Raw genomic sequence first — 24,907 nt, 5'->3', positions numbered from 1 at the left:
TCGTGCGTCCCCGCTAGGCCTTCCCGCTGACCGGTTCTGCCCCAGATCCCTGCAACAGCGGCAACAAAACCCGGTCCACCACAGCCTCGACAGTTTCGTCGGTCGGCTGCCGGTCAGACATCACGGATCGGAACACCAGGTATCCGGCCATCAGGTCGAAGAGCTCTTCGTGGATCGCCCCTGACGGAATCTCGCCGCGCTTCACCGCATCGGCCAGGACGCTTTCGAAGACCAGGCGACGCTGCAGGACGAACTGTTCCTGCATGACTTCCTCGAGGGCCGGGTTGTGCGACATCTCGTTGAGCACGGCGCGCAGGGTGCGCCGGTGCTCCTGGGTCTGCTGACAGGTGCCTCGACCGATCTCCAGCAGGTCCCCGCGCAGCGATCCGGTGTGCGGCGGCGTCGCGGTCGAGCGAGTTCCCTCGATGAAGGCCGCCAGCACCAGGTCCGCCTTCGACGGCCAGCGCCGGTACATGGTCGCCTTGCTGGCCTTCGCCTTGGCGGCCACCGCGTCGACGGTCAGGCGGTCGTATCCGTGTTCTTGGAGCAGCTCCAGCGTCGTCGCCAGCAGTTGCGCCTCGCGCTCGTTCCACGGACAGCCCATGGCGTCTTCCGAGTGGTCGGACATCACTGCGCCCCTTTCCGCTCTCCGCGCCCCGGGAATACTCCGGTAACGCTACGACGTTGCGATCCGCAGCGGCGAGAGCAGGCTTTTTGTCAGCCGTCAAGCAGTTGCAACCACCCGTACGGTACCGTACCGTTCTCCTTGGCGTGACGATCTCAGCGAGGAGATCAGTGCGGATCGCCTGACGGGGGTAGTCGAAAGGCTTTGGCTTGAGCAAGTTCTCGGTAAGCAAGCTCGCGCGCCGACAGTGGATCGCCATCGTGGCGGTCCTGGTGGTCGCTCTGGTCGCCTTCACCGTCGACCGACTGCACGGCATCTTCGGCTCCAACAACGAGATCTCGCGGTCCGGGTCCGAAGCCCTGGAGAACACCGGATACAACCCGAAGCACGTGCTGTTCGAGGTCTATGGCACCCCCGGTTCAGTGGCCACCATCAACTACCTCGACATCAACGCCCAGCCCCAACGCGTCACCGACGTGCCCTTGCCATGGTCGGTGAATCTGACGACGGATGACCCGACCATGTATGCCGACCTGCGGGCGCAGGGCGACGGCGACGTCATCGGCTGCCGCATCACCGTCAACGGGATCGTCAAGGACGAAAGGTCGTCAGACAACGTGAACGGATACATCGCCTGCTTGGACAAGACGGCATGAGCCTGCACAGCGCCGAAACCCAGGTCGAAGGACCGCGGGTGGCGCGATGGATCCAGAAGCTGGCGTTGCCGATCGTGCTGGCCTGGGTCGCCATCGCGGTGATCAGCAACGCCGCGGTACCCCAGCTCGAAGTCGTCGGCTGGGAACGCTCGGTCGGCATGAATGCCCCCGATGCGCCGGGCATCCAGGCGATGCGCCACATCGGACAGGTCTTCCACGAATTCGACTCCGACAGCGCGGCGATGATCGTGCTCGAAGGTCAGCAGCCGCTGGGCCAGGACGCCCACACGTACTACGACGACCTGGTCAAGAAGCTTCAGGCCGACACCAAGCACGTCGAGCATGTCCAAGACTTCTGGGGTGATCCGCTCACTGCGGGTGGCTCCCAGAGCAAGGACGGCAAGGCCGCCCTGACGCAGGTCTACCTGAGCGGCAACCAGGGTGAGGCGTTGTCCAACGAATCCGTTGACGCCGTGCGAAAAATCGTGAACAGCACGACCCCGCCACCGGGTGTCAAGGTCTATGTCACCGGGGCCTCGCCGTTGGTGACGGACAACTTCGAGGTGGGCAGCGCAGGCACTCACGAGGTCACAGCGATCACCTTCCTCGTCATCGCGATCATGCTGCTGTTCGTCTACCGTTCGTTCCTGACCATGCTCATCGTGCTGGTGACGGTGGCCATCGAGCTGATGGCAGCCCGCGGTATCGTCGCCTTCCTCGCCCATACCGGGGCCATCGGACTGTCCACCTACGCGACGAATCTCCTTACCCTGCTTGCTATTGCGGCGGGCACCGACTACGCGATCTTCGTGGTCGGCCGCTATCAGGAGGCCCGCAGCAACGGAATGGACCGGATCTCGGCCTATCACGATATGTACCGCGGCACCGTTCACGTCATCGTCGGGTCCGGCCTGACCATCGCCGGCGCGGTGGCGTGTATGTCGTTCGCCCGGCTGCCGTACTTCCAAACCCTCGGCATCCCAGCCGCACTCGGGGTGTTGGTGACCCTGGCGGCCGCACTGACGTTGGGACCCGCCGTTCTGCTGATTGCCACCCGATTCGGGTTGATGGAACCCAAGGGACAGTTGCGTGCCCGTGGCTGGCGCCGGATCGGCACCGCCATCGTGCGCTGGCCGGGACCCATCCTGGTGGTCACGTGCGGTCTGGCACTCATCGGGGTCTTCGCCTTGCCGAGCTATCAGACGAGTTACGACAACAGGCCTTATATTCCGACCAGTGCGCCTGGCGTCGTCGGGATGGAGGCTGCCGAACGGCACTTCACCGAGGCCCGCATCAACCCCGAGTTGCTGATGATCGAGACCGATCACGATATGCGCAACCCGGCCGACATGTTGATCCTGGAGCGCGCGGCCAAGGCGGTTCTGCACACCCCCGGTGTGGCGCTGGTGCAGTCCATCACCCGACCCCTCGGAACGCCGATCACGCACAGCTCCATTCCTTTTCAGATCAGCGCGTCCAGTGCCAGCCAGATCATGAACCTCGGCTATCAGAAGGACCGGGCCGAGGATCTGCTCAAGCAGGCCGGCGAGATCGACAACACGATCAACGTTCTCAAGCAGCAGCTGGCGCTGCAGCAGCAGAGTGCCGCGGTTACCCATGAGCAGACGGTGGCGTTCCACGACACGGTGGAGACGATGAACCAGCTGCGGGACAAGCTGGCCAACTTCGACGATCAGTTCCGCCCGCTGCGCAACTACTTCTACTGGGAGCCGCACTGCTTCGACATCCCGATGTGCTCGGCGCTACGTGACGTCTTCGACTCGCTCGACGGTATCTCCGAGCTGTCCGACAAGTTCACCAACATCACGGCGAGCCTGGACAAGCTCGACGCGCTGCAGCCGCAGCTGGTCGCCTTGATCCCGCCGCAGATCGCTATCCAGGAACGCAATCGCGATCTGACACTGTCGAATTACGCGACGACCGGCGGTACCAACGCCCAGAGCGAAGAAGCGCTGCAGAACGCCACGGCCATGGGCAAGGCGTTCGACGACGCCAAGAACGACGACACGTTCTATCTGCCGCCGGAGGCCTTCGACAACGCCGACTTCCAGCGCGGTCTGAAGCTGTTCCTGTCGCCGGACGGTAAGGCGGCACGGTTCATCGTGACCCACCAGGGAAACCCGGCTGACCCCGAGGCGATTCCGCACATCAATGCCATGAAGGACGCGGTGTTCGATGCGCTCAAGGCGACGCCGATGTCCGACGCCAAGATCTACGTCGCGGGTATTGGCTCGACCAACAAGGACATTCAGGAGGGCATGAAGTACGACCTGCTGATCTCCGCCCTGGCCGCGCTCGCGCTGATCCTGCTGATCATGATGTTCGTGACCCGCAGCATCGTCGCCGCGCTGGTGATCGTCGGCACCGTCGCGATATCACTGGGTGCCTCGGTCGGACTGTCAGTGTTGTTGTGGCAGTACATCCTTGGCATCCATCTGTTCTGGATCGTGGTGCCGCTGGCGATCATCCTGCTGCTGGCGGTGGGCGCCGACTACAACCTGCTGCTGGTGTCCCGGTTCAAAGAGGAGATCCACGCCGGGCTGAACACCGGCATCATCCGGTCGATGGCCGGCACTGGGCGGGTGGTTACCGCTGCGGGACTGGTGTTCTCGGCGACCATGGCGTCGTTCATCTTCAGTGATCTGGTGGTCCTCGGGCAGATCGGCACGACGATCGGTCTGGGCCTGTTGTTCGACACCCTGATCGTGCGGTCGTTCATGACACCGTCGATCGCCGCGCTGCTGGGCAAGTGGTTCTGGTGGCCGGTGCCCGTCCGTCAGCGCCCGGTTCCGGCCAAGTGGCCGGCCCCCGTTCAGAAGACACCTGAGGAGGCGTTGGCATGAGGAGGGCCTTACCGGTTCTGATCGCCTGTGCCGCTGTGGGATTCGCAGCACCCGCACATGCAGCTCCCGATGGTGGCGATCCGGACACCAACTTCGCCGCGCAGCTGCACACCGTGGGGATCTACGGGCCGCGCGATTACAACGCGTGGATCGGCAAGATCATGTGCAAGCGGATGTACAACAACCTCGACACCACCGCCGCCCAGACGGCGACGTTCGTCCGCAACCAGCTCGACCGCGACAGCAGCACCGAACAGGTATGGCAATTCGTGGGCTTGGCCGTCGACTACTACTGCCCCGACAAGCGTGCGGTACTCGACCATGCGACCTGACACTGATCGGAGACCCGCCGTGATCCGTACCGCCCTGCGCACCGGACTGGCCACCGTCGCGGTGGCCGCCAGCCTGGCGACCGCCGGCATCGCCTCAGCCGACGCCACCGACGACTACCCCATCCCCAACCGCATCCTGCGCACCCCGTGCACCGCCGAGCAGATCATGGCCGCCGCCCGCGACGTCGAGCCCATCTACTTCGAGCGCTACATGATCGACTACAACAACAAGCCTGCCGCTGACCAGCAGGGCGCCCAGGACCGCATCCACTGGTTCTTCTCGCTGGACTACGCGGGCCGCCGCCAGTACTCCGAAGACACCGCCACCAACGCGTTCTACGAACCGATGTCCTGGCGCTGGCCGAACTGGGCCAAGCTGTTCTTCAACAACAAGGGCGTCGCCGCCCACACCACCGATATCTGTATGAACTACCCGGCCGATGACATGTCCCTGTGGGACTGGCACTAGGGCCGCCGCAGTACCGAGAACCCAGCCTCTAGGCTTCCGACGGTCGTAAACACCGACGGGCAGAATCCGTCGGCGCCGGAGGGAGAAGTGGTTGATCGTCGATCTGTCGCACACTATTCGTGCCGGGCTGGTGACCTATCCGGGATTGCCGGCCCCGTCGATCACCCCACACCTCACCCGTGAGGCCTCCCGCGAGATCTACGCGCCCGGCACCGAGTTCGCCATGGACGTCATCACCATGATCGGCAACACCGGCACCTATCTGGACTCGCCGTTCCACCGGTTCTCCGACGGGGGTGATCTGGCGAGCCTGGACCTGAACACCCTCGTCGACCTCCCGGCAGTCGTGATTCATCACCGCGGTCCGGCCAGGGCGGTCGATACCGATGACCTGCCCGATGACATCGCGCCGGGCTCGGCGGTTCTGATCGACACCGGGTGGGACCGGCATTTCGGCACCGAGACCTACGGTGTCGGCGCCCCGTTTCTCACCGAGAATGCGGCGCATCGCCTCGTCGACGCCCGAGTGGCACTGGTCGGTATCGACTCGGTCAACATCGATGACACCTGTGCTGCGACCGAGGGTGCCCGACCCGTGCACACAGTGCTGCTGGACAACCGAATTCACGTCGTCGAGCACCTCACCAACTTGGCGCAGCTGCCCGATCGGGGCGCTCGGTTCACCGCCGCCCCACCGCGGATCGAAGGCTTCGGGACGTTTCCTGTGCGCGCCTACGCGATCGTCCCCGACTGATCGCGGCCCGAGGCCTTCGTCCGCTGGTAGTGCCGCGCCGCCCGCACTCGGTTGCCACACCCATCCGAACACCACTCACGTCGAGGGTGTGCTTTGACGAAGTACAGCACGCAGCCGGGCGCATAACAGGCGCGTAGTCGGCCGGCTGCCGGCCCGGTGACAAGCTCGACCGCTTCGCGGGCGATGGACGCCAGGGCAGTCCTGATCACTGACCCGCTCGCCACCTCCTCGGCGGCCAAGTGGCCGTCTCGCAGCACAAGGTGCAGCTGGGGCGCTACCGCGGCGGCTGCATTGACGGCCGCCACGGCGGCTTCGAGATCGACGGGCGCCTGGGCTGCCGCGCGCGAGTCCTCGGTGACCAGCGCCGCCACGCGCCGCAGGGCATCCCGCAAGAGAAGGGCGTCGGCGAACTCGGGCGGGTCGGCTGCGCCCAGATCGTCGCCGACGACCGCCGCCAGCCAGAAATCGAGCGCGGCCGGTGATTCCAGCACGTCATGCACACCACTGGTATCGGCCCAGATCGTGTTCATGAAGCGAACCGGCAGTGGTTCGTCAGGGAGCACGAGTGCGGGGACCACGCCGCCAAGATTATCACGGGTGAAATGACTTGCATCCATTAGAAGGCTGTGCTTCACTGCTCTAACGGATAGATGATCTTCTAGCCGTTAGAATTTCGAAAGGATCGGCAATGTCTCCCTTCATCGCCTTAGAACCCGAGCAGGCCACCGGAAAAGTCGCTGAGATGCTCGCCCAGGTCCAGGCTTCGCTCGGCGTCACTCCGAACATGACCAAGGTGATGGCGAACAGCCCTGCCCTGCTGCAGAGCTATCTGGCCCTGTCGGGTTCGGTGGCGCGCGGTGCGCTCTCGGCGGCGGTGCGCGAACGGCTCGCCATCGCTACGGCGCAACTCAACGGGTGTGAGTACTGCCTCTCGGCGCACACCTATGTCGGGTCGACCATCGCCAAGGTCGAGACCGACGAGTTGGACAGCGCGCGCCGCGGCCGGTCGAAGGACGCGCATATCGAGGCGCTGCTGACGCTGTCGAACGCCATCGCGGCCAACGCCGGCGACGTCGACGAGACCGACCTCGCGGCAGCCCGGCTGGCCGGGGTCACCGAGGAAGAGATCGGCGAAGTCGTCGCCAATCTGGCGTTGAACATTCTCACCAACTACTTCAATGTCCTGGCCAAGGTCGACAACGACTGGCCGGTTGTCACCCTCTGAGTGCTAGGAAGACCCATGACCAACACCAGCGCCCTGGTTCCCCCGTTCGATCTGGACTCCGCGATCCGCAAGGTCCAGGCAGCTGAGGACGCCTGGAACACCCGCGATCCGCATCGGGTCAGCCTCGCGTACACACCAGACTCGTTGTGGCGCAACCGCGATCAGTTCGTCACCGGCCGCGAGGAGATCGTGGCATTCCTCACCGCCAAATGGCAGCGCGAACTGGACTACGCCTTGCGCAAGAGTCTGTGGGGCTTTCGCGAGAACCGGATGGCGGTGCGGTTCCAGTACGAATGGCATGACGCCGGCGGACAGTGGTATCGAAGCTATGGCAACGAGCTGTGGGAGTTCGACGACAGCGGACTGATGCGGCGCCGCGAGGCCAGCATCAACGACACGGCGATCTCCGAAGGCGACCGCCGTATCTTCGGTCCGCGCCCCGAAAACGAACGGGGAATCGGTCACGACATCCCGCTGCAGTAGGACGACGCGGCCCCGGCACCCTGCCGGATAGAGTTGAAACCCATGAGCACTCAGGTGCCGGGGGGCGTCGTCCACACACTGCCGCCAGACCTTCGTGAGGCGTTGCTCGCCAACGTCACCGCGCTGGAACTCTGGAAAGACTGCACACCGTTGGGCCGCAACGAGTTCATCTGCTGGGTCGAGGACGCCAAACAGCAGAAGACGCGCGAACGCCGCATCCGGTGCACCCAGGAAGAACTCGAGGAAGGCAAGCGCCGGCCCTGCTGCTGGCCAGGATGTAAGCACCGCGAGCGCACCGGCAAGCCCTGATGGCTCAGGTCGCCGGGCGCGAGCGCCCGCTGGTGCTACGCCGCCGGATCCTCATCACCTACTGCCTGTTCTTCGCCGGTGTCTACTGCTTGGGATTGATCACCTGGTTCCGCGACACCCACCAGACCGACTTTCGCGGCGAACTGTTCGCCGCGAGCCTGGCCGCCATCGGCGTTCTCCTCTGTCTCCGCTCGCCGCTGACGGGGTGGCGCTATGTCGCGGCCCTGACGTGCGTCAGTGCGGCGCCGGTGGTGGCGCTGTTTTTTCACCATCACCTCGAAGCCCAGGTCTGGTCGCTGATCCCGCTGATGTTCCTCGGGATCTTTGTCCAGACCTGGCATCCGCGGGCGGTGACCAGGGCCTACGTGGTGATCATCGGCGTCGCTGCGGCGGTGGGGTTGCTGTGTGCCCCCGAACCGGCCCCACTGCTGTGGCCGGTGCTGTTCATCCTGTCGATCGGCGGGGCGGTCATGGTGTTCGGCATCAGCCAGTCGGCACTGCGCGATGCGGCCGACCGTGACCCGCTCACCGGGGTATGGAACCGCGCCGGCGTGGTCTGGCAGGCCCAGGCGCTGGCCTCGCGCACCCGTACCCGCGGTCAGCCGATGGCGGTCATCATTCTCGACCTCGACGACTTCAAGATCATCAACGACAACGACGGCCACGACGCCGGTGACACCGTCCTCGTCGACCTCGCCCGCCGGTGGCAAGCCCAGATTCCCCGCGATGCCATCATCGGCCGGCTCGGCGGCGATGAATTCGTTGTCCTTCTCAGCGGCTACGACATCGAGAGCGCATCCGAGGTCGCCACGACCTTGGCCAGCGGCCCAGTCCGCGTCACCGCCGGAATCGCCTGCGGGACGTTCGAGGGTTCCGACGATCTGACTCCGCTGCTGGCCGCCGCCGACGAGGATCTCTACCGCCGCAAGCGGGAGCGCAAGACCCCGACGCCCAGCGCCGACGAGAACTGATATTGCACACAGCGGTCTGTGATGTTTTACTGACGTGACGTTCTGCGGTCACGAAGGGGTGCTCGCCCATGGGCTTTGTTCTTCCGGCTCCCGCCGACATGACTCCGGAGCAGCGGGCCTTCTATGACGGGTTTCCGCTGAACCTGAGCCGTGGCCTGGTGCTCACGAAGTCCAGCGCTGCGCCCTACCTGTCCTTCGGCCTGTCCTTTCAGGACGGCTGGCTGCCGCCGGACGTCCGCGAGCTGATCATCCTTCGGGTCGGCGCACTCACCGCGGCCCGCTACGAGGTCTTCCACCACCGGCCGATCGCCCTGGCAGTCGGGGCGGCCGAAGACACCGTCGACCGGGTGCTCGCCGGGTCGACCTCGGTGGGCACGGCGTCATTGGATGCCCTGATGCGATTCGTCGACGACGTGGTCGGGGGCGTATCCGGACCGGCACCCGACACCACCGAGATCAGCCGCCACTACTCCGATGAGCAGGTGGCCGAGATCGTCCTTCTGGTGGGCCACTATGTGATGACCGCCCTGTTCATCAAGACCCTGGGCATCGAGCCCGAGGCGCCTACATCCATGAAAGGCACTGCAGCCCATGGCAACTGAGATCGGATTCGACAAGGGCCTGCACGACATCGGTGGCGGTGCCCACGTGTTCCTCTCCGGCAGCGAGGCCTTCGGCCTGGCCAACGCCGGACTCGTCGTCGGCAAGGGCGAGACCATGGTCATCGACACCCTCTACGATGTGGCGCACGCGCAGGAGATGGTGGACGCCATCGGCTCGGTCACCGCGGGCTCGCCGGTGCGCTACGTGTTCAACACTCACAGCGACGGCGACCACATCTTCGGCAACCAACTGTTCCCCGCCGACGCCGAGGTCGTCGTCACCGAGGCCGCCAGCACGCTGATGACTCAGGAACATGCCGACCTAACCGCCTCGCTGTTCGCCGACAGCCAGCGCCCCGACTCGGTGCTGCATCCGCTCGCGCCGCTGGCGCAGGAGTTCGACTTCCACCCGGTCCGGGTGCGGCCGGCGGACACCACGTTCTGCGGCGAGAAAGAGATCCGCGTCGGCGGCATCGAGGTGCAGTTGCACGAACTCGGGCCCGCACACACCGTCGGCGATGCGATCGCCTACCTCCCCGAGCAGAAGGTGTTGTTCGCGGGCGACCTGCTGACCCGCGACATCGTCAAGGTCACCTGGTCCGGGTCGATCTCGCACTGGATCACCGCGCTGGAGCGGATCAGGGGGTTCGGCGCGGACACCGTCGTCGCGGGCCACGGCCCGGTCCTGCGCGGCACGGCGATCACCTCGGCGATCGACTTCGCGACCGAGTTCTGGTCCTACATCTACGAGCGCGCCTCAGCGCTCTATGACCAGGGCGTTCCCGTCGACGAGGCGGCGGCCCGCATCAACGTCGACAAGTACCCGCTGGCGATCGTGACACTGCCGGTCGTGGTCAGCGCCGTGTATCACGAACGGGATCCCGAGATCCCCTACCGCGACCTCACCCAGGCGCTGGAGTCGATGGCCGGGCAGGTCGCCGCGATGATGGCGCCGCCGGCCGGCCAGCACTGACCGCTAGCGGCACCACCTCGGAGGTGATCACCGAGGGCCACCGCGCCAAGGTGCGCAGTACTCGGTTGTGAGATTGGTCGATGTGGCGGCGCATCAGCTCCGCCGCGGCGTCGGCATCACGCCGGACCATCGCGTCGCGGATCTCGCCAAGGGCCGCCACCCGCTGTCCGGTATCGGCCAATTCAGAGTCGATGACCAACGTCCAGACGCGCAGCACCTCACCGCTGACGCGGCGGTGCGCGTCGATCAGGTAGCGGTTGTCCGAGGCTTCGGCCAACAGGTCGAACAGCTTGCCCGCCGCCTCGACGCCACGCAGCGCCGCGTCCCGGCCGGTTCCGTCCTGGGTGGTGAGTTCTGTGATCTCCCTGCCGAATTCGAAAGTGTGCGCGACGTGGTCGTCGGTCATCGCTGCCACGCCGCGCCGGACGAGTTCGGGGCCGATCAGCGCCCAGAAGTCGAACAACTCGTCGACGGACTTGATGGTCAGCGGCGACACCTGGTAGCCCTTGCGGGGGATCGTCCGGACCAGGCCCTCATGGTCGAGCCGGGTCAGCGCATCGCGGACCGGCGAGACTCCCATCCCCAACTCCGCGGCCAGACCGCGCTCAGTGAGACGCTGTCCTGGAGTCAGACGGCAGGCCACGATGTCGGACCGGATTCGCCGGAACACCGCTTCGCCGAGTGGCAGATCGGCCGCATCACGTTCGGTCACCGGGGGTCCTTGTCCGTAGCGCTAGTGCGCCGCCAGCTTAACGCGTAGGACTCTGTGATATTTCACTGCGCCGAGAGCCCGCGCAGGAGCACGGCAAGTCCGTACTCGAAGGCGTCATCGGCCCGATCCGCCTTACCCATACCGGTAGCCAGCGCCGCCGCGAACTCCGGGCTGACGTCATCGCCGGCGTGCCACGGTTCGTCCGGTGCGGCAACGTCTAATGCGGACCCGAGGACGAAGGAATCCACCAAGGTGATCGTCCGCAGCGTGTCGGTCGGGTCGAACCCGGCTCGCTTCAGCGTCACCGCGAGCGCGTTGTACATCCGGATCGCATCGGTGCTGTTGACCTGGTAGGCCGTCAGCATCGGGATCAGATTCGGATAGCGCGCGAAACTGCGCCGGTAGGACCGCGCAATATCGGCGACCACGTCGGTCCACGGCCGATCCGGCGAGTCCTCCGGGAGCTGCACTTCCGACATCGCCCGCTCGCGCAGCAGCTCGACGATCTGGTCGCGGCCGGTCACGTGGTTGTACAACGATGACGGGCTGACCTGCAGTTTCCGCGCCAGCTCCGGGATGGTGAAGCCCCCCGTCGCGTTGACCAGATCCATGGCGGCCGCCGCGATCCGGTCGGTGGACAACAGCGGTACAGGTGGTCGACCCATGAAATTTCCCCCTTCCTATTGCGCAGAAGTATGAGTCAGTTCACACTAAACGAACTTCATTCGTTTTAGGAGTCTGATGATCACTCTCACCTCCCCGGCGCTGGAGCCGCTGTCCCGGTCGGCGCCATCGCATCGGACCCCGCTGCGGGTCGGCCTCGTCCAGCACCACTGGCGTTCCGATCGCACCGAACTGGTCGCCGCGCTGCGAGCCGGCATCGATCAGGCTGCTGACCACGGCGCCCAGGTGGTGTTCCTGCCCGAGATCACCCTGCTGCGCTACCCCGCCGATACCCCGGCGGGGCCGGATCCGACCGCACTGGCCGAGGACCTGCGCAACGGCCCGACGTTCGAACTCGCAGCCGCGGCCGCGACGGCCAACCGGATTTTCGTGCACGCCTCGCTGTACGAGAAGGCGCCGGAAGCTGACGGCCTCGGCTTCAACACCGCGATCTTGGTCTCCCCCGATGGCGAACTCGTCGGCCGCACCCGCAAGCTGCACATCCCGATCTCGGCCGGCTACTACGAAGACACCTACTTCCGGGCGGGGCCGGCTGTCGATCCCTACCCGGTCTACGCACCCGAGGGTCTCGACGCCCGCATCGGCATGCCGACCTGTTGGGACGAGTGGTTCCCCGAAGTCGCCCGCAGCTATTCACTGGCGGGTGCGGAGATCGTCGTCTACCCCACCGCCATCGGCTCCGAACCGGTGTTCCCGGACTTCGACACCCGGCCGCTGTGGCAGCAGGTCATCGTCGCCAACGGCATCAACAGCGGGCTGTTCATGGTGGTGCCCAACCGCACCGGTAACGAGGGCAAGGTGAGCTTCTACGGATCGTCGTTCATCTCCGACCCGTATGGCCGAATCCTGGTGCAAGCGCCCCGAAACGAGGAAGCTGTGCTGGTGGCTGATCTCGATCTCGACCAGCGTCGCGACTGGCTGGAACTGTTCCCCTTCCTGTTGACCCGCCGCCCCGACACCTACGCGGGTCTGACCCGGCCGGTGGTCGCCGAGGAGCCTTACGGCGTCGGCCATGCCGCGACGGCGGTGGTCAAGTGAGTGCAACCCTGTTCACCGGCGGACTGGTATGGACCGGCACCGGTGCGGAGTCCGATGCCCTTCTGGTGGTCGACGGCGTGGTCCGCGCGCTGGGCGACGAGGCCCGCGAGCAAGCCTCCGGAATAGACTGCCAGACAGTCGATCTCGACGGCGGGTTCCTCATGCCGTCCTTCGGCGACGGGCACGCCCATCCGCTCTACGGTGGGCTCGAGGCCGCCGGCCCGGCGGTGCGGCCCTGCACGTCGGTCGACGAAATCCTCGCCGCGGTCAAGAAGTACGCCGACGAGCATCCCGACGACGAATGGATCGTCGGCGCCTCCTACGACGGGAGCCTGGCTCCGGGTGGGCTCTTCGACGCGCGCTGGCTGGACTCGGTGGTGCCCGACCGCCCGGTGGCACTGCGCGCCTGGGACTACCACACCATGTGGGTCAACACCGAGGCACTCAACCGCGCGGGCATCACCCCGGATACCCCGGACCCGGCTCTCGGCGAGATTCCGCACCGGCCGGATGGCTCTGTGCTGGGCACGCTGCGGGAGTGGGGCGCAACCGATTTGGTGACGGCCGTGATGCCGCCCCGCGACGAAGCGCAGCGCATCGCCGCACTCGGCACTGCGGCTGACTACTACCTGCCGTTCGGCGTGACGTGGGTGCAGGACGCCTGGGTGGAACCGCAGGACGTCGCCACCTATGTCGCGGCGGCGCAGCAGGGCGCCTTGCGGATGCGGTTCAACCTCGCCCTGTATGCCGATCCCCGGCACTTCGACTCCCAGGTCGAGCAGTATGCCGAATCGCGGCGTGCGGTCGAGGCTCTCGGCTCGCCGCTGCTGACGGCCAACACGGTGAAGTTCTTCGCCGACGGTGTGGTGGAGAACGAGACCGGTGCCTTGCTGGCGCCGTACTGCTCGGGTCTGCACAGTCACGGCGGGCAGGAGCGAAGCGACTCGGGGGATAACGTGGGCATGCGGACGTGGGAGGGCGACTCGCTGGCGCAGGCTGCGCAGCGGGTCGACGAACTCGGGTTGCAGATCCACATCCACGCCATCGGTGACGCCGCCGTCCGCCAAGCCCTCGACGCCATCGAATATGTCCAGGAGCGCAACGGATCCCGCGACCGCCGCCCGGTCATCGCGCACGTCCAGTTGGTCGACGAGGCCGACCTCAAGCGCTTCTCGGCACTCGGCGTGATCCCCAACATGCAACCGCTGTGGGCCCAGATGGACGCGCTGATGACGGTGCTCACCATCCCGCGCCTCGGGGTGGAGCGCGCCGACCGGCAGTACCAGATGCGCACCCTGCATGACACCGGGGCGGCGCTGGCGTTCGGCTCGGACTGGCCGGTGTCCTCCGGCGCGCCACTGGACGGTATCGCCGTCGCGGTATCGCGGCGCACCGCCGAAGGCGAGCCCGAAGGCGGCTGGACCCCGCACGAGATCGTCCCGATCGATCTCGCCCTCTCGTCGTACACCGGGGCGGTGGCGTATCAAGCGTTCGCCGAGGGCAATTGGGGACGCATCGTTCCCGGAGCCAGTGCCGATCTGGTCTGGCTCGGCGCCGACCCGCGCAGCACCCCCGCGCTGCAACTCCCCGCACTCCCCGTGCGCGCCACGTACCTGCGTGGCGCCCTCGTCTACACCAGCACCAACTAGAGAAAGCCCGCCCATGACCGTTCCTACCAACTCCTCAGCGGCCAATCCGCTCTTCGAGGAGGAAGGCCACCTGCAGCGCGCACTCGGCCTGCCGTCGCTGGTGCTGTTCGGCCTGGTGTACATGGTCCCGCTGACCGTGTTCACCACCTACGGCATCGTCACCGAAACCTCCGGTGGCCGACTGCCATTGGCCTATGTCGTCACGCTCATCACGATGGTCTTCACCGCACTTTCGTATGCGCGGATGGCAGCAGCCATCCCGGTCGCCGGTTCGGCCTACACCTACACCCAACGCACCTTCGGGGCTCCCGCCGGCTTCTTGGCGGGCTGGTCGCTGCTGCTCGACTACCTGTTTCTGCCGATGCTGAACTACTTGGTCATCGGGCTCTACCTGAACGCTGCGTTGCCCGCTCTCCCGGCGTGGGCCATCGTCCTGGCGTCGATCGCGATCGTCACGGTGCTCAACATCATCGGCATCGTCTCCGTCGCGCGGGCCAACTTCCTCATCATCGCGATCCAGACGATCTTCATCGTGGTGTTCGTCGCGCTGGCCATCGCCAAGACCACCGGCTACGGAACCGTCGATCTGCTGGCGCCGTTCACCGGTGACGGCACCGCCGGCGGTGTGGGCCCGATCCTGGCCGGCGCGGCCATCCTGTGTCTGTCGTTCCTCGGCTTCGACGCTGTCTCCACGCTGTCCGAGGAGGCTCGCGACGCGAGACGCACAGTGCCGCAGGCGATCATGATCGCGACCATCGTCTCGGGGATCATCTTCATCCTGCTGTCCTACGTGTCGCAGCTGGTCTTCCCGTCCAATCAGTTCGCCAGTGTGGACACCGGGTCGACCGACGTGATGCTGGCCGCGGGCGGCTCGTTCGTGAACACGTTCTTCACTGCGGCCTATGTGGCCGGTGCTCTCGGTTCGGCGCTGACCTCGCAGGCGTCGGTGGCCCGCATTCTGTACGCGATGGGCCGCGACGGCATCCTGCCCCGCAAGGTGTTCGGGCATGTGTCGGCCAAGTACAGCACGCCGGTGTATGCCATCCTCGTCGTCAGCGCCATCTCGCTGCTCGCGATCTGGATCGACCTGGCAGTCCTGGCCTCCGTCGTCAGTTTCGGTGCGCTGGTTGCCTTCTCGGTGGTCAACCTGTCGGTGATCAAGCACTACTTCGTCGACATGCGTGAGCGCAACATCCTGCTGAACCTGATCGCGCCGGTGATCGGCTTCCTGCTCACCGCATGGCTGTGGACCAGCCTGTCGGGAACCGCGCTCACCATCGGATTGATCTGGCTGGCAATCGGTTTCGTGTGGCTGCTGGTGGTCACTCGCGGGTTCCGTCGACCCACCCCGGTGTTGGACCTGGACTACGAGTGAGCCTGCCGGGCCCGGACCCGCTCGCCGGTTACCCGGTCACGCCGCCGCCGCTGCCCCGGCCGGTGCTGTTCGATCAGACCTGGTTGGATCTGACGTTCCTGCACTGGCCGGTGCGCTCGGCGGATGTGGCGCATCTGTTCCCGGTGGGCACCCGGCCCGATGTGTTCGCCGACGGGATGACCTACGTCGCGCTGGTGCCGTTCCGGATGGGCTATACCGCCCTGGGCCGTCGGCTGCGGATGCCGTACTTCGGCACCTTCGCCGAGACCAACGTGCGGCTGTACTCGGTCGACGACGCAGGCCGCCACGGCGTGCTGTTCTGTTCGCTGGAGACGGCGCGGCTGGCGGTGGTGCCGACGGTGCGGATCGCCATGGGCATTCCTTACACCTGGGCCAAGATGCGGGTGCGGCTGTCCAAGGAGGAGGTCAGCTACGACAGTGTGCGGCGCTGGCCGAACCACGGGTTGCGCAGTCGGGTGGTGGTGGCTCCCGGCGATCCGGTCGAACCCACCGCGCTGGAGCTGTGGCTGACCGCACGGTGGGGTGCGCACACCCGCAAGGCCGGGCGGACCTGGTGGGTGCCCAACACCCACGGCCCGTGGCCGCTGCGGTCTGCTGAGCTGGTGGAACTCGACGACGAGCTAGTGGGCGCGGCGGGGGTTCGGCTGGCCGGTCCGCGCCTGCGGGCGCTGTACTCACCGGCCATGCGCACCCAGTTCGGCCGGCCGAGTGCAGTTACCTGATCGGGCTGAGGTTCCTGGACGTAGGCTGTGAGGCATGGCAACACGACGACGGGTCGGCAGAGCGCTGATGGCGGCTGCCTGCGGGGCGTTCTTCGTGGGCGTCCCGATGGTCGTCGCCGCCCCGGCCAGCGCCTGCCCGATCGGGCACATGGCCGACCCGATCACCGGCCAGTGCTTCGTGGCCAACAGCGGTGTTCCGACGGTCGGCGGCATCCCCTGCATCCCCGGCAAGTCGCTGGGTACCTGCCTGGGCATCCTGCAGAATCAGTCACCGCCCGGTGGCGGCCCGCCGGTTGGCGGGATCTGGCCCTAGTCGTCGAAGATCGCCACGGCGCGGGTCCAGCCCGCCGAGGCTTTGTGCACCTTGACCGGGAAGCACGACACTTCAAAACCCTTGGCGGGCAGGGACTCCAGGTTGTGCAGCTTCTCGATGTGGGAGTAGCCGATGGTCCGCCCGGCCCGGTGGCCCTCCCAGATGATCGACGGATCGTGGTTCTGCTCGTAGCGCTGCGCGGTGTAGGAGAACGGGGCGTCCCAGCTCCACGCGTCGGTGCCGGTCAGCCGGACCCCGCGTTCCAGCAGGTGCAGGGTGGCATCGCGGCCCATCCCGCAGCCCTTGCCGACGTAATCCGGTTCGCCGTAACGGGTTCCGGCGCTGGTGTTGACCAGCACAATCTCCAGCGGTGACAGCGTGTGCCCGATGCGGTTCAGTTCCTGCTCGACGTCCTCGGCGGTGACGACGTAGCCGTCCGGGAAGTGCCGGAAGTCGAGCTTGATGGCCGGTTGCAGGCACCATTCCAGCGGTACCTCGTCGATGGTGATGGCCCGCTTGCCGCCGTCCATCGTGGAGGCGTAGTGGTACGGGGCGTCGAGGTGGGTGCCGTTGTGGGTGGTGATGCGGACCCGTTCGATCGCCCAGCCCTCCCGGTCGGGCAGGTCCTCGATGGTCGCGCCGGGGAAGAAGGACACCACTTCGGCAGCGGTCTGCTGATGGTCGTAGTAGTCGATCTCCGGCAGATGGCCGGGTGGGTCGGAGGCAATCCCAGCCTGCAGGGGTACCGAGATGTCGACGAATCTGCGCATCACTTCTCCTATCTCATCGCCCCGGGGCGAAAGGCCTCCACCGGGTTGACCAGCGCGACCGCCATCGCATTGCCGATCGGCCCGTATTCGTCGAACACTGCCGCGGTGCCGGAGGCGATCCCGTCGTGGCTGGTGTGCACCACCGCGGCCATGCCGATGTTCGGCCCTTTGGGCAGCCGGGTCAGGCTGAGCGTGTAGTCGAGATTGATGTACTGCAAACCCTTTGTGCCCCAATGGGTGAGCGCGCTGGTGGCATCGGCGGCCATGGTGGCCTCCACGAACGGGCTCAGCGCTTCGCCGGCGACCAAGGGGCGGCGTTGCCGTACCCAGATGTACTTGGGTCCGCCGGAGTGCCATTCGGCGAAGCCGAACTCGCCGCCGGTGGAACCCTCTCCCCCGTATCCCCACACGAACATCGGCAGCTCGTCGGGCAGTGGACCGGGATCCGGGGGCATCGGTGGCATCTGGATATCCGAGGACCAGATGTCACCCAGGTGCTGCTCGCCGGGACGGACGAACACCCCGCTGGCCCGCGACACCACGACGTCGTTCTGCACTACCTCGGCGTCGACGAGCCGGATGCGGCGGCCTTCGCGCTGGACGCAGGTGCGCACCTGCAGGGGTGCGATCGCGGTCGGTCTCAGCAGGTCGACGGTGATCCGGGCGGGCTGGAAGCCGTCACCGTGCCCGGCGTTCTCCAGCGCACGGGCCAGCACCCCGCCGACGACGTGACCGCTGATCGTCGGCCCCCACGGTCCCTGCCCGACCGGGTCGGGCAGCAGGACGTCGCCGTCGAGCGTGAAGTAGGCCAGCTGTGGGCTGGTGTTGCCGGGTTCCGCCACGAGGTCTCACGATAGCGGCGCCGCCCGCCTCAGCCGGGCTGGATGGCCTGGCGCAGGTAGTGCTCGATGTCGTCGGTCACTGGGTCGACGACGTCGTCGTACTCGCGGTGCTTGTCCACAAATGCCGCGACCATCGGGCAGACCGCAACGATGCGCAGCCCGGCGGCGCGCGTCTGAGCCAGCGCGTCGGTGATCAGGATGGTGGCCAGACCGCGGCCCTCGTAGGCGTCGGCGACTTCGGTGTGATGGAAGATCCGCTGGTTGTCGCGGTCGACGAACGCCGCAAGGCCGACCTCGTGCCCGTCGACGGAGATGGTGAACTGGTTGTGCTCGGCGCCGACTGTGGTGGGGGCGCCGGTCTTGTCGGTGGTGGTCATCAGGCTCCTAGGGTTGGCTGCGGCGCGGCCGCAGGCGGATGGCCGGAAGCGGTGGGGCGGGCAATCGGTCGACAGCACCCGAGTACCCACTGACCGAGCCGAACCGCACATCACCGTCCTGCCAGAGCTGGCGGTACTCGACGATCTCGTCATGGCTGCGGGCCACGAAGTTCCACCACATCAACAGGTCTTCCCCGAACGGTGGGCCGCCGAGAAGCAGCACTCGGGCGGTCTGGCCGGCGGGGTTGTGCAACCGCAGCGTGGTGGCGCCGGGCCGCAGGTACGCGAGCTGTCCGGCGTCCAGGCGGCGCCCGGCCACGTCGACGACGCCGAGATCCAGGAGCACGCCGTGTTCGAAAGCCGGGTCGACAGCGAGGTCGATGAGAGCACCGGGCGGCAGGTTCAGCTGCGCACCCAGCAGCGGGGTGAAGGTGTGCACTGGCGATCGCTGACCGGCCAGGGCGCCGAGGAACACCCGGATGGTGACACCGGACTGCGAAACAGGTTCGGGGACAAAGTGTTCGAAGTCCCGACCGGCATGGCGGCCAGCCTCAGGCAGCGCGACCCATAGTTGCGCGCCGTGCAGTACGGCGGTGTCTGCCGTCGACACCTCGGAGTGGCAGATGCCCGCGCCTGCGGTCATCAGGTTCAGCTCCCCCGCCCGCACCACCTGGTGCACACCCGCGCTGTCACGGTGCTCGATCTCGCCGCTGAACAACCAACTGACCGTCTGCAGGCCGGTATGCGGGTGTGGTGGGACGTCCATGCCGGGCCCGTCCCTGAGGTCCTGGGGACCGTAGTGGTCGGCGAAGCACCACGCCCCGATCAGGGAACGCTCTCGCTGCGGCAATGTCCGGCGCACCACGATCGCCCGCGGACCTCCGAGCGGCACATCGCGCGGCTGGAGCACCTCGGCCCCGTCGAAGCCCGTTGCACGGCAAGGAACTTCACGCGGAGCGCTCTCGAGGTTGCTCACCTGCCGCAGCTTACCCGCCGCGGCACCACCTCAAGCGGCCAGCGGCTGGGTCATCGCTGAGCGGATGAGGTCGAAATCGTGCTCCTCGATCCGGAACACCCCGAACCGGAACTTGTAGCCCCACCGCTGCGGGTCGACGATGAAGTCCAATTGCTTCAGCAGCGGCCGGATCGGCGTGGCCGTGCAGGGCAGGAATTCCATGGCCCGCCGCCACGGTTGGAAGGTTGCGGACACCCGCACCTGGAAGGGTTCGTCATCGGCGATGCGCCCGATGGCGGTGAACGCCTGCAGCGGTTCACCGCCCTCGAATGCGGTCTTGGGCGAGTAGAAGATGATCCAGTCGTCGCGGGTCATCTTTCGCAGCGTGTGCGGCTTGCCATGGTTGGCCTGTGTGAAACCGCCGGCGACTCCGCGCTGCACATGGTCGGCGCTGACGGTGTTGATCCAGTACGTCATGGCGCCACGCTAGATGCGGGGTATGACAGGTTCAGTCCGCTCGCGCATCCGACGAGGGGCCGTCGGTGTCGGCAGAGATGTCCGGGGCGAACATGTCGGCGGTCATCCGTGACGACACCGATACCGCGGGCTCGGCCTCGTCGACGGGCGGCGGGTCTCCCCCGGCGTCTCGGTGCCCGCGCCGGTCGGCACGCCAGTCTCGCAGGACGAGCACGATGCCGATGGCGGCCAGCGCGATCGCGGCGATGGCCACCCAGGAACTGTCGGTGAGAATGGCGATCAGCAGCGCCACCAGACCTGCCAGGGCCAGCACCACCACGAGCCTCATTGACCGCCCTCCGTCGACGTTGCCGTCACAGTGTGTACCGCGTACCCGCTTTCGGACCGCGAATCACCTGCGCTCGGCGCGTCATCCGGCGGTGGCGGGCTGACGCTGCGGCGCGGTCAGCATGGCGGCCAGCATGGAGACGATCTCCTCCAGGCTGTCCGGGCCCGCTCCCCCGCTTTCGGCGCGGCGTTCGCGGTCGGCCAGCAGCGCCCACATCGTCGTCGCGACCGCGGCCACCCGCCGAATCCGTGTGCCGCGATCGTCGGCGGGAACCAGTTCTTGCATCGCCCCGGTGACGCGCGGCCAGGCCGATTCGGCCGGGCTCTGGGGTTCGCGGTTCAACCGGATCCGCACCACTTCCAGGAAGCGGGCGTAATGGGTGGCCTCCAGGTTGCCGAACGGCTCGACGAGCACCCGCAACAGGGCATGCGCGTCGCGCAGCTCGTCGTCGGACATGCCGTCGAGCATGGCTTGGCGCTGGGCCTCCATCGGCACCAGGCGGCGGGCCACGACGGCGTCGATGAGGTCCTGCCGGCTGCGGAAGTAGTAGTTCACCGCGGAGTTGTTGCGCTGCCCGGCGGCCTTGGCGATATCGCGGAGCGGCACCTCGAAGCCGTGCTCGGCGATCAGGCGTTCTGCCGCATCGAGCAACTCTTCCCGGGCACGCGCACCACGGTCCACGTCAGGAAGTGTACGAAACGTTGAGCACGTTTAAGCACATGTGCTTAAATTAAGCACGGGTGCTTACTGTTCACACCAGAGCGAAAAGGATGCGCCAGATGACTGAGATCCGGGAGATCGACCCCGGCACGCCCATGACGCGGTTCGCCCGCGGGTGGCATTGCCTGGGCCTGGCGGAGGACTTCCGCGACGGCAAGCCGCATGGCATCCAGGCGTTCGGCGGGAAGCTGGTGGTCTACGCCGACAGCAAGGGTGACATCCACGTGCTGGACGGCTACTGCCGCCACCTGGGCGCCGACCTCGCCAAGGGCTCGGTCAAGGGTGACAACATCGCCTGCCCGTTCCACGACTGGCGCTGGAACGGCGCGACCGGCCGCTGCGCCGAGATCCCCTACGCGCGCCGGGTTCCGAAGCTGGCGCGCACCCGCAAGTGGCAGACCCTGGAGGTCAACGGTCAGCTGCTGGTGTGGCATGACCCCGAGGGTTCCACCCCTGGCCCGGAGCTGACCCCGCCGCAGATCGAGGGCATGGGCACCGACCGCTGGTCGAAGTGGACGTGGAACTCGATCCTCATCGAGGGCGCGCACTGCCGCGAGATCGTCGACAACAACGTCGACATGGCGCACTTCTTCTATATCCACTACGCCTACCCGACGTACTTCAAGAACGTCTTCGAAGGCCACACCGCCAGCCAGTTCATGGAATCCAAAGGGCGACAGGACTTCACCGAGCACCCCGAGCGGCTCTGGGAGGGCACCAAATTGCGTTCGGAGGCCACCTACTTCGGGCCGGCCTACATGATCAACTGGCTGCACAACGACTTGGCGCCGGAGTTCACGATCAACTCGGTTCTCATCAACTGCCACTACCCGGTGTCGCAGAACTCCTTCATGCTGCAGTTCGGCGTCTCGGTGGAGGTTCCGGAAGGGATGACCAAGGAGAAGGCCGACAAGCTCGCGCAGTCCTACTCCAAGGTCTACGAGGTCGGCTTCCTGCAGGATGTCGAGATCTGGAAGCACAAGACCCGCATCGAGAACCCGCTGCTGTGCGAGGAGGACGGTGCGCTCTACCAGTACCGCCGGTGGTACGAGCAGTTCTACGTCGACGCCGCCGATGTCACTACGGACATGACCGACCGCTTCGAACTCGAGGTGGACACCACGCACGCCTACGGGGTGTGGCAGCGCGAGGTTGAGGACAACCTCGAAAAGCGCGCCACAGCAACCGTTTCCGGCTAGGCCGCGGTTCGGGGCATCCGCCCCAACGGCAGGTGGACGACGGTGGCCGTCTGCATGGGCAGCGCTTCGTTGCGGACGAGCAATTCGGCGCTCTCCGGTAGTTCGCGCGGGTTGATCTCACCGTCGGCGATCCGGCGCAGCATCTCGTGGGCGTGGGCGAGCTGCGCGCGCTTGCGGTACTGACCGCCGGGGAGCTTGATGCCGGCCCACACGCCGTACTCCTCGCCGGCCTCGATGGCCCGCCGAGCACAGGCCCGCTGGTGAGCCAGCGGGCAGCGGCGTAGGCAGATGGTGCGCGCGCGGGTCGCGGATTGTTCGTAGACGCGCGCCTTGGCGGCGCCGTCGCTGGCGTCGTCGTCGGAGTAGCCGAACCACAGGTCGGGGTCTGCCGAGCACGGGCGGAAGTTCATCGCGGCCTCCTTGTCGAGATTCGATGACGGAACCGTATACGAGCCCAGCGCTGAACGCAACAAAAACGTAGAACAAAACGTATACACAACGATGGCTGTGTACGATCCGTATATGGCTGGAGCCCGTCGGTGAGCCGAGAGGCGGCGGGTGCGGCCATTCGAGCGCTCAGGGAATCCCGCGGATGGTCACTAGCCGACTTGGCCGGTGAAACCGGGGTCAGCATCATGGGGCTGAGCTTCCTGGAGCGCGGCGCCCGCAAACCCCACAAAGGCACAGTTCAGAAGGTTGAGAATGGCCTCGGCCTGCCGGCGGGTACCTACTCGCGGCTCGTCATGGCCGAGGACGCCGAGGCTGAACTGGCCCAACTTCTCGCGGCTCCGCCGGCCCCGGTGGCCCAGCCGCGGGCGGCGTCCGAGATTGTCGTGAGCCGCCACAGCGACACCGAAGTTCTCGAAGCCCACGCCGAAGCGCACCTCGATTCACTCAACTCGTTGATAGCCCGATTGCCGCCGGAGACATCAAACGAATACGAGACGTATATTCTGTCCGTGATCGCCCAATGCGTGAAGGCCGAGATGCTGGCCGCCAACTCGTGGCGGGTCGCGGTCAATGCCGGCGCCGAATCCGCCGACCGGCTGATGACCCACCTCAAAGCCCTCGAGACCATCCGGACCGGACTTCTGGAACGTATGCCGGCCGCTATCGCGACCCGCTTCGACCAGGCCTGTGCGCGATCGGGTCTGCCGGAGTCCGTCATCGCCGCACTGCTCGGCGTCACCGCCGAGCAACTGTGGGACATCCGCAACCGCGGCGTCATCCCGCCCGGTGCGCTGCCGAGGGTGCGGGCGTTCGTGGCGGGGCAGTCGTGACCGAAGTCGACGTTCTGGCCCGGGCCCACGCCCTGTTCGCCGGAGCGCCCGCTCCTGTAGCCGTGGAGCACGACGCACCTCCCGCCGCCCGGTTCGATGCTGTGCCGCGGGCCTATCGCACCGCCGCCGACGGGCGGTACGCCGAGTTGGTGACATCCCGGCGGGTGGACGCCGAATTGGCGGCGATCCTGGCCGACGCGTCGCGCGACCACCACGAGGCCCAGCGCCGAACCGGCGCCGTTGTCGAGGCTGCCCGCGCCGACGCTACGGTCGCAGACAATCCCGTCGCCCAGCGAGAACTGCTGCGCCGCAGGGCGGCCCGGCTGCGGGCACAACACGCCCACGTGCTTGCCGCGCGGCGGCGGGCCCGGCGCAGGCTCGCCCTGATGCGCGTTCTGCGTTACCGGGCACGGCGCCGTCGGCCGACACTGCCCACCTCGCGGGCCAGCCGCGCGGTGCGCGCGGCGCTCTCCCGGCTCGGCTGCCCCTACGTGTGGGGTGCGACGGGCCCGGACCGCTTCGACTGCTCAGGATTGGTGCAATGGGCCTACGCCCAGGCCGGGTTGCACCTGGATCGCACGACCTACGACCAGATCAACGACGGCCTGCCGGTGGCCCGGTCCCAGGTCCGCCCCGGCGACCTGGTGTTCCCGCATACCGGGCATGTCCAGATGGCCATCGGCAACAATCTCGTCGTCGAGGCGCCGCATGCCGGGGCGACGGTACGGATCAGCCGGCTGGGGGAGTACGTCGCGATCCGCCGGCCGGTATAGGTGAGTTGTTCGGCGAAAATCGCCTGAGTACCGTCGAGCCATGGCAGCGCACAGCGGACAGTCGGGGGAGGCCCTCGAGGCTGCCCGCGCGGCGCTTGCCGCCCGTGACCGCGACCTCGCCGAGGCCGACGCCGAACTGGCCGGGGTGGTCTCGGGTGCCTATGCCGCAGTCACCGAGGCCATCCAGCGCATCGAGGCGATCCAGTCCGAGATCGATGCGGCGGTGGCCCAGTACGACGCCGACACACCTGCACAGGGCCGTGAAGTCGCCCGCCTGCTGCTCGACAAGAACCGTGAGCTGATTGATCTGGTCAGTGCCGTCAAGGCCGATGCACAGGCGAAGACCGCTGCGCTACAAGGACTTCTGCACCGCTACCAAGGGTGAATTGTCACCCCCGTCGGCCCTGGA

The 24,907-nt window shown here is 66.7% G+C and carries 32 protein-coding genes; 20 read left to right on the top strand and 12 right to left on the bottom strand.

The window, feature by feature from the left end; genetic code table 11:
• Positions 1–13 precede the first annotated feature (13 nt).
• Complete coding sequence (locus BN3385_RS01670) at positions 14–628, bottom strand: TetR/AcrR family transcriptional regulator (RefSeq protein WP_059014476.1); 615 nt, start codon at positions 626–628, stop codon at positions 14–16.
• A gap of 206 nt (positions 629–834) precedes the next feature.
• Between BN3385_RS01670 and BN3385_RS01665 the strand changes: the two genes are divergently transcribed.
• The 5 genes from BN3385_RS01665 (at position 835) to BN3385_RS01645 (ending at position 5,700) form a co-directional block, all read left to right on the top strand.
• Entirely contained in the window at positions 835–1,281 is a 447-nt protein-coding gene (locus BN3385_RS01665; RefSeq protein ID WP_059014474.1) for an MmpS family transport accessory protein, read from the top strand.
• Positions 1,278–4,145, top strand: coding sequence for an MMPL/RND family transporter (locus tag BN3385_RS01660; protein ID WP_059014472.1), 2,868 nt, complete (start codon positions 1,278–1,280; stop codon positions 4,143–4,145). Before BN3385_RS01665 ends, BN3385_RS01660 begins: the two co-directional genes overlap by 4 nt.
• Positions 4,142–4,477 carry a DUF732 domain-containing protein gene (locus tag BN3385_RS01655; protein WP_059014470.1) on the top strand — a complete coding sequence of 112 codons (336 nt, stop codon included), beginning with the start codon at positions 4,142–4,144 and terminating at the stop codon, positions 4,475–4,477. Before BN3385_RS01660 ends, BN3385_RS01655 begins: the two co-directional genes overlap by 4 nt.
• Before the next feature lie 19 nt (positions 4,478–4,496).
• On the top strand, positions 4,497–4,946 hold the full coding sequence (locus BN3385_RS01650; RefSeq protein ID WP_502688031.1) for a DUF5078 domain-containing protein: 450 nt from the start codon (positions 4,497–4,499) through the stop codon (positions 4,944–4,946).
• Positions 4,947–5,037: 91 nt separating this feature from the next.
• The gene (locus BN3385_RS01645) at positions 5,038–5,700 is read left to right on the top strand and encodes a cyclase family protein (protein ID WP_059014467.1); all 663 of its coding nucleotides are present in this window, start codon (positions 5,038–5,040) and stop codon (positions 5,698–5,700) included.
• Here BN3385_RS01645 and BN3385_RS01640 read toward each other — a convergent pair.
• Positions 5,679–6,317 (bottom strand): CGNR zinc finger domain-containing protein, encoded by a 639-nt coding sequence (locus BN3385_RS01640; RefSeq protein WP_082690229.1) that lies wholly within the window; start codon positions 6,315–6,317, stop codon positions 5,679–5,681. The two genes, BN3385_RS01645 and BN3385_RS01640, sit on opposite strands and share 22 nt — an antisense overlap.
• Before the next feature lie 71 nt (positions 6,318–6,388).
• On the opposite strand from BN3385_RS01640, the gene BN3385_RS01635 reads away from it, so the two are divergent.
• From BN3385_RS01635 to BN3385_RS01610, 6 genes are all read left to right on the top strand, one after another.
• Positions 6,389–6,925, top strand: a complete 537-nt coding sequence (locus tag BN3385_RS01635; protein ID WP_059014465.1) for a carboxymuconolactone decarboxylase family protein — start codon at positions 6,389–6,391, stop codon at positions 6,923–6,925.
• 15 nt (positions 6,926–6,940) lie between these two features.
• Positions 6,941–7,408 carry a nuclear transport factor 2 family protein gene (locus tag BN3385_RS01630; protein ID WP_059014463.1) on the top strand — a complete coding sequence of 156 codons (468 nt, stop codon included), beginning with the start codon at positions 6,941–6,943 and terminating at the stop codon, positions 7,406–7,408.
• Between the two features lie 42 nt (positions 7,409–7,450).
• Positions 7,451–7,717 carry a YdeI/OmpD-associated family protein gene (locus tag BN3385_RS01625; protein WP_059014461.1) on the top strand — a complete coding sequence of 89 codons (267 nt, stop codon included), beginning with the start codon at positions 7,451–7,453 and terminating at the stop codon, positions 7,715–7,717.
• Positions 7,717–8,688: a GGDEF domain-containing protein gene (locus tag BN3385_RS01620; RefSeq protein ID WP_059014459.1), complete on the top strand. Its 972-nt coding sequence runs from the start codon at positions 7,717–7,719 to the stop codon at positions 8,686–8,688. The genes BN3385_RS01625 and BN3385_RS01620 overlap by 1 nt, the downstream gene beginning before the upstream one ends.
• Before the next feature lie 68 nt (positions 8,689–8,756).
• Positions 8,757–9,290 (top strand): carboxymuconolactone decarboxylase family protein, encoded by a 534-nt coding sequence (locus BN3385_RS01615; RefSeq protein WP_059014456.1) that lies wholly within the window; start codon positions 8,757–8,759, stop codon positions 9,288–9,290.
• Positions 9,280–10,263: an MBL fold metallo-hydrolase gene (locus BN3385_RS01610; RefSeq protein WP_059014453.1), complete on the top strand. Its 984-nt coding sequence runs from the start codon at positions 9,280–9,282 to the stop codon at positions 10,261–10,263. The genes BN3385_RS01615 and BN3385_RS01610 overlap by 11 nt, the downstream gene beginning before the upstream one ends.
• Here the strand turns inward: BN3385_RS01610 and BN3385_RS01605 are convergent.
• A complete protein-coding gene (locus BN3385_RS01605) occupies positions 10,193–10,975 on the bottom strand; it encodes a GntR family transcriptional regulator (RefSeq protein ID WP_059014451.1) in 783 nt (260 codons plus the stop codon). The genes BN3385_RS01610 and BN3385_RS01605 overlap by 71 nt on opposite strands.
• A gap of 62 nt (positions 10,976–11,037) precedes the next feature.
• A complete protein-coding gene (locus tag BN3385_RS01600; protein ID WP_059014449.1) occupies positions 11,038–11,640 on the bottom strand; it encodes a TetR/AcrR family transcriptional regulator in 603 nt (200 codons plus the stop codon).
• Positions 11,641–11,716: 76 nt separating this feature from the next.
• On the opposite strand from BN3385_RS01600, the gene BN3385_RS01595 reads away from it, so the two are divergent.
• From BN3385_RS01595 to BN3385_RS01575, 5 genes are read left to right on the top strand one after another with little or no spacing between them, the layout of a single operon-like run.
• Positions 11,717–12,697 (top strand): nitrilase-related carbon-nitrogen hydrolase, encoded by a 981-nt coding sequence (locus BN3385_RS01595; protein WP_059014447.1) that lies wholly within the window; start codon positions 11,717–11,719, stop codon positions 12,695–12,697.
• Complete coding sequence (locus tag BN3385_RS01590; RefSeq protein ID WP_059014445.1) at positions 12,694–14,346, top strand: amidohydrolase; 1,653 nt, start codon at positions 12,694–12,696, stop codon at positions 14,344–14,346. Before BN3385_RS01595 ends, BN3385_RS01590 begins: the two co-directional genes overlap by 4 nt.
• Positions 14,347–14,359: 13 nt before the next feature.
• Entirely contained in the window at positions 14,360–15,721 is a 1,362-nt protein-coding gene (locus BN3385_RS01585) for an APC family permease (RefSeq protein WP_059014443.1), read from the top strand.
• On the top strand, positions 15,718–16,464 hold the full coding sequence (locus BN3385_RS01580) for a YqjF family protein (RefSeq protein ID WP_082690228.1): 747 nt from the start codon (positions 15,718–15,720) through the stop codon (positions 16,462–16,464). Before BN3385_RS01585 ends, BN3385_RS01580 begins: the two co-directional genes overlap by 4 nt.
• A gap of 34 nt (positions 16,465–16,498) precedes the next feature.
• Complete coding sequence (locus BN3385_RS01575) at positions 16,499–16,777, top strand: hypothetical protein (protein ID WP_156432491.1); 279 nt, start codon at positions 16,499–16,501, stop codon at positions 16,775–16,777.
• Here BN3385_RS01575 and BN3385_RS01570 read toward each other — a convergent pair.
• From BN3385_RS01570 to BN3385_RS01540, 7 genes are all read right to left on the bottom strand, one after another.
• A complete protein-coding gene (locus BN3385_RS01570; protein ID WP_059014440.1) occupies positions 16,774–17,547 on the bottom strand; it encodes a cyclase family protein in 774 nt (257 codons plus the stop codon). The two genes, BN3385_RS01575 and BN3385_RS01570, sit on opposite strands and share 4 nt — an antisense overlap.
• A gap of 8 nt (positions 17,548–17,555) precedes the next feature.
• Positions 17,556–18,389 carry an acyl-CoA thioesterase domain-containing protein gene (locus tag BN3385_RS01565; RefSeq protein WP_059014438.1) on the bottom strand — a complete coding sequence of 278 codons (834 nt, stop codon included), beginning with the start codon at positions 18,387–18,389 and terminating at the stop codon, positions 17,556–17,558.
• 29 nt (positions 18,390–18,418) lie between these two features.
• A complete protein-coding gene (locus BN3385_RS01560; RefSeq protein WP_059014436.1) occupies positions 18,419–18,766 on the bottom strand; it encodes a GNAT family N-acetyltransferase in 348 nt (115 codons plus the stop codon).
• Positions 18,767–18,773: 7 nt separating this feature from the next.
• The gene (locus BN3385_RS01555) at positions 18,774–19,742 is read right to left on the bottom strand and encodes a pirin family protein (protein ID WP_059014434.1); all 969 of its coding nucleotides are present in this window, start codon (positions 19,740–19,742) and stop codon (positions 18,774–18,776) included.
• 30 nt (positions 19,743–19,772) lie between these two features.
• Entirely contained in the window at positions 19,773–20,198 is a 426-nt protein-coding gene (locus tag BN3385_RS01550) for an EVE domain-containing protein (RefSeq protein WP_059014432.1), read from the bottom strand.
• Positions 20,199–20,229: 31 nt separating this feature from the next.
• Positions 20,230–20,526 carry a hypothetical protein gene (locus BN3385_RS01545; protein WP_156432489.1) on the bottom strand — a complete coding sequence of 99 codons (297 nt, stop codon included), beginning with the start codon at positions 20,524–20,526 and terminating at the stop codon, positions 20,230–20,232.
• An 81-nt stretch (positions 20,527–20,607) separates the two neighbouring features.
• On the bottom strand, positions 20,608–21,207 hold the full coding sequence (locus BN3385_RS01540) for a TetR/AcrR family transcriptional regulator (protein ID WP_059014427.1): 600 nt from the start codon (positions 21,205–21,207) through the stop codon (positions 20,608–20,610).
• A gap of 98 nt (positions 21,208–21,305) precedes the next feature.
• Between BN3385_RS01540 and BN3385_RS01535 the strand changes: the two genes are divergently transcribed.
• Entirely contained in the window at positions 21,306–22,445 is a 1,140-nt protein-coding gene (locus BN3385_RS01535) for a 3-ketosteroid-9-alpha-monooxygenase, oxygenase component (RefSeq protein WP_059016273.1), read from the top strand.
• On the opposite strand, the gene BN3385_RS01530 is transcribed toward BN3385_RS01535, so the two are convergent.
• Positions 22,442–22,855: a WhiB family transcriptional regulator gene (locus tag BN3385_RS01530; RefSeq protein WP_059014425.1), complete on the bottom strand. Its 414-nt coding sequence runs from the start codon at positions 22,853–22,855 to the stop codon at positions 22,442–22,444. The genes BN3385_RS01535 and BN3385_RS01530 overlap by 4 nt on opposite strands.
• Positions 22,856–22,984: 129 nt before the next feature.
• Here BN3385_RS01530 and BN3385_RS01525 point away from each other — a divergent pair, with 129 nt between their 5' ends.
• The 3 genes from BN3385_RS01525 to BN3385_RS01515 are packed head-to-tail and all read left to right on the top strand — an operon-like array spanning position 22,985 to position 24,883.
• Entirely contained in the window at positions 22,985–23,725 is a 741-nt protein-coding gene (locus tag BN3385_RS01525; RefSeq protein WP_059014422.1) for a helix-turn-helix domain-containing protein, read from the top strand.
• A complete protein-coding gene (locus tag BN3385_RS01520) occupies positions 23,722–24,498 on the top strand; it encodes a C40 family peptidase (RefSeq protein WP_059014419.1) in 777 nt (258 codons plus the stop codon). The genes BN3385_RS01525 and BN3385_RS01520 overlap by 4 nt, the downstream gene beginning before the upstream one ends.
• Before the next feature lie 40 nt (positions 24,499–24,538).
• Positions 24,539–24,883, top strand: coding sequence for a DUF4226 domain-containing protein (locus tag BN3385_RS01515; RefSeq protein WP_059014418.1), 345 nt, complete (start codon positions 24,539–24,541; stop codon positions 24,881–24,883).
• Positions 24,884–24,907 lie beyond the last annotated feature (24 nt).

It is taken from the genome of Mycobacterium sp. M26 (genome assembly GCF_001494595.1).
In the GTDB taxonomy this organism is placed as follows: domain Bacteria; phylum Actinomycetota; class Actinomycetes; order Mycobacteriales; family Mycobacteriaceae; genus Mycobacterium.
This window is presented reverse-complemented; position numbering and strand designations above follow the sequence as displayed.

Coding starts and splice junctions, on each gene's coding strand:
- BN3385_RS01670 (WP_059014476.1), bottom strand. CDS start 628: ATGTCCGACCACTCGGAAGACGCCATGGGCTGTCCGTGGAACGAGCGC.
- BN3385_RS01660 (WP_059014472.1), top strand. CDS start 1,278: ATGAGCCTGCACAGCGCCGAAACCCAGGTCGAAGGACCGCGGGTGGCG.
- BN3385_RS01655 (WP_059014470.1), top strand. CDS start 4,142: ATGAGGAGGGCCTTACCGGTTCTGATCGCCTGTGCCGCTGTGGGATTC.
- BN3385_RS01640 (WP_082690229.1), bottom strand. CDS start 6,317: ATGGATGCAAGTCATTTCACCCGTGATAATCTTGGCGGCGTGGTCCCC.
- BN3385_RS01635 (WP_059014465.1), top strand. CDS start 6,389: ATGTCTCCCTTCATCGCCTTAGAACCCGAGCAGGCCACCGGAAAAGTC.
- BN3385_RS01630 (WP_059014463.1), top strand. CDS start 6,941: ATGACCAACACCAGCGCCCTGGTTCCCCCGTTCGATCTGGACTCCGCG.
- BN3385_RS01625 (WP_059014461.1), top strand. CDS start 7,451: ATGAGCACTCAGGTGCCGGGGGGCGTCGTCCACACACTGCCGCCAGAC.
- BN3385_RS01620 (WP_059014459.1), top strand. CDS start 7,717: ATGGCTCAGGTCGCCGGGCGCGAGCGCCCGCTGGTGCTACGCCGCCGG.
- BN3385_RS01615 (WP_059014456.1), top strand. CDS start 8,757: ATGGGCTTTGTTCTTCCGGCTCCCGCCGACATGACTCCGGAGCAGCGG.
- BN3385_RS01610 (WP_059014453.1), top strand. CDS start 9,280: ATGGCAACTGAGATCGGATTCGACAAGGGCCTGCACGACATCGGTGGC.
- BN3385_RS01600 (WP_059014449.1), bottom strand. CDS start 11,640: ATGGGTCGACCACCTGTACCGCTGTTGTCCACCGACCGGATCGCGGCG.
- BN3385_RS01595 (WP_059014447.1), top strand. CDS start 11,717: ATGATCACTCTCACCTCCCCGGCGCTGGAGCCGCTGTCCCGGTCGGCG.
- BN3385_RS01585 (WP_059014443.1), top strand. CDS start 14,360: ATGACCGTTCCTACCAACTCCTCAGCGGCCAATCCGCTCTTCGAGGAG.
- BN3385_RS01575 (WP_156432491.1), top strand. CDS start 16,499: ATGGCAACACGACGACGGGTCGGCAGAGCGCTGATGGCGGCTGCCTGC.
- BN3385_RS01570 (WP_059014440.1), bottom strand. CDS start 17,547: ATGCGCAGATTCGTCGACATCTCGGTACCCCTGCAGGCTGGGATTGCC.
- BN3385_RS01560 (WP_059014436.1), bottom strand. CDS start 18,766: ATGACCACCACCGACAAGACCGGCGCCCCCACCACAGTCGGCGCCGAG.
- BN3385_RS01550 (WP_059014432.1), bottom strand. CDS start 20,198: ATGACGTACTGGATCAACACCGTCAGCGCCGACCATGTGCAGCGCGGA.
- BN3385_RS01545 (WP_156432489.1), bottom strand. CDS start 20,526: ATGAGGCTCGTGGTGGTGCTGGCCCTGGCAGGTCTGGTGGCGCTGCTG.
- BN3385_RS01535 (WP_059016273.1), top strand. CDS start 21,306: ATGACTGAGATCCGGGAGATCGACCCCGGCACGCCCATGACGCGGTTC.
- BN3385_RS01530 (WP_059014425.1), bottom strand. CDS start 22,855: ATGAACTTCCGCCCGTGCTCGGCAGACCCCGACCTGTGGTTCGGCTAC.
- BN3385_RS01515 (WP_059014418.1), top strand. CDS start 24,539: ATGGCAGCGCACAGCGGACAGTCGGGGGAGGCCCTCGAGGCTGCCCGC.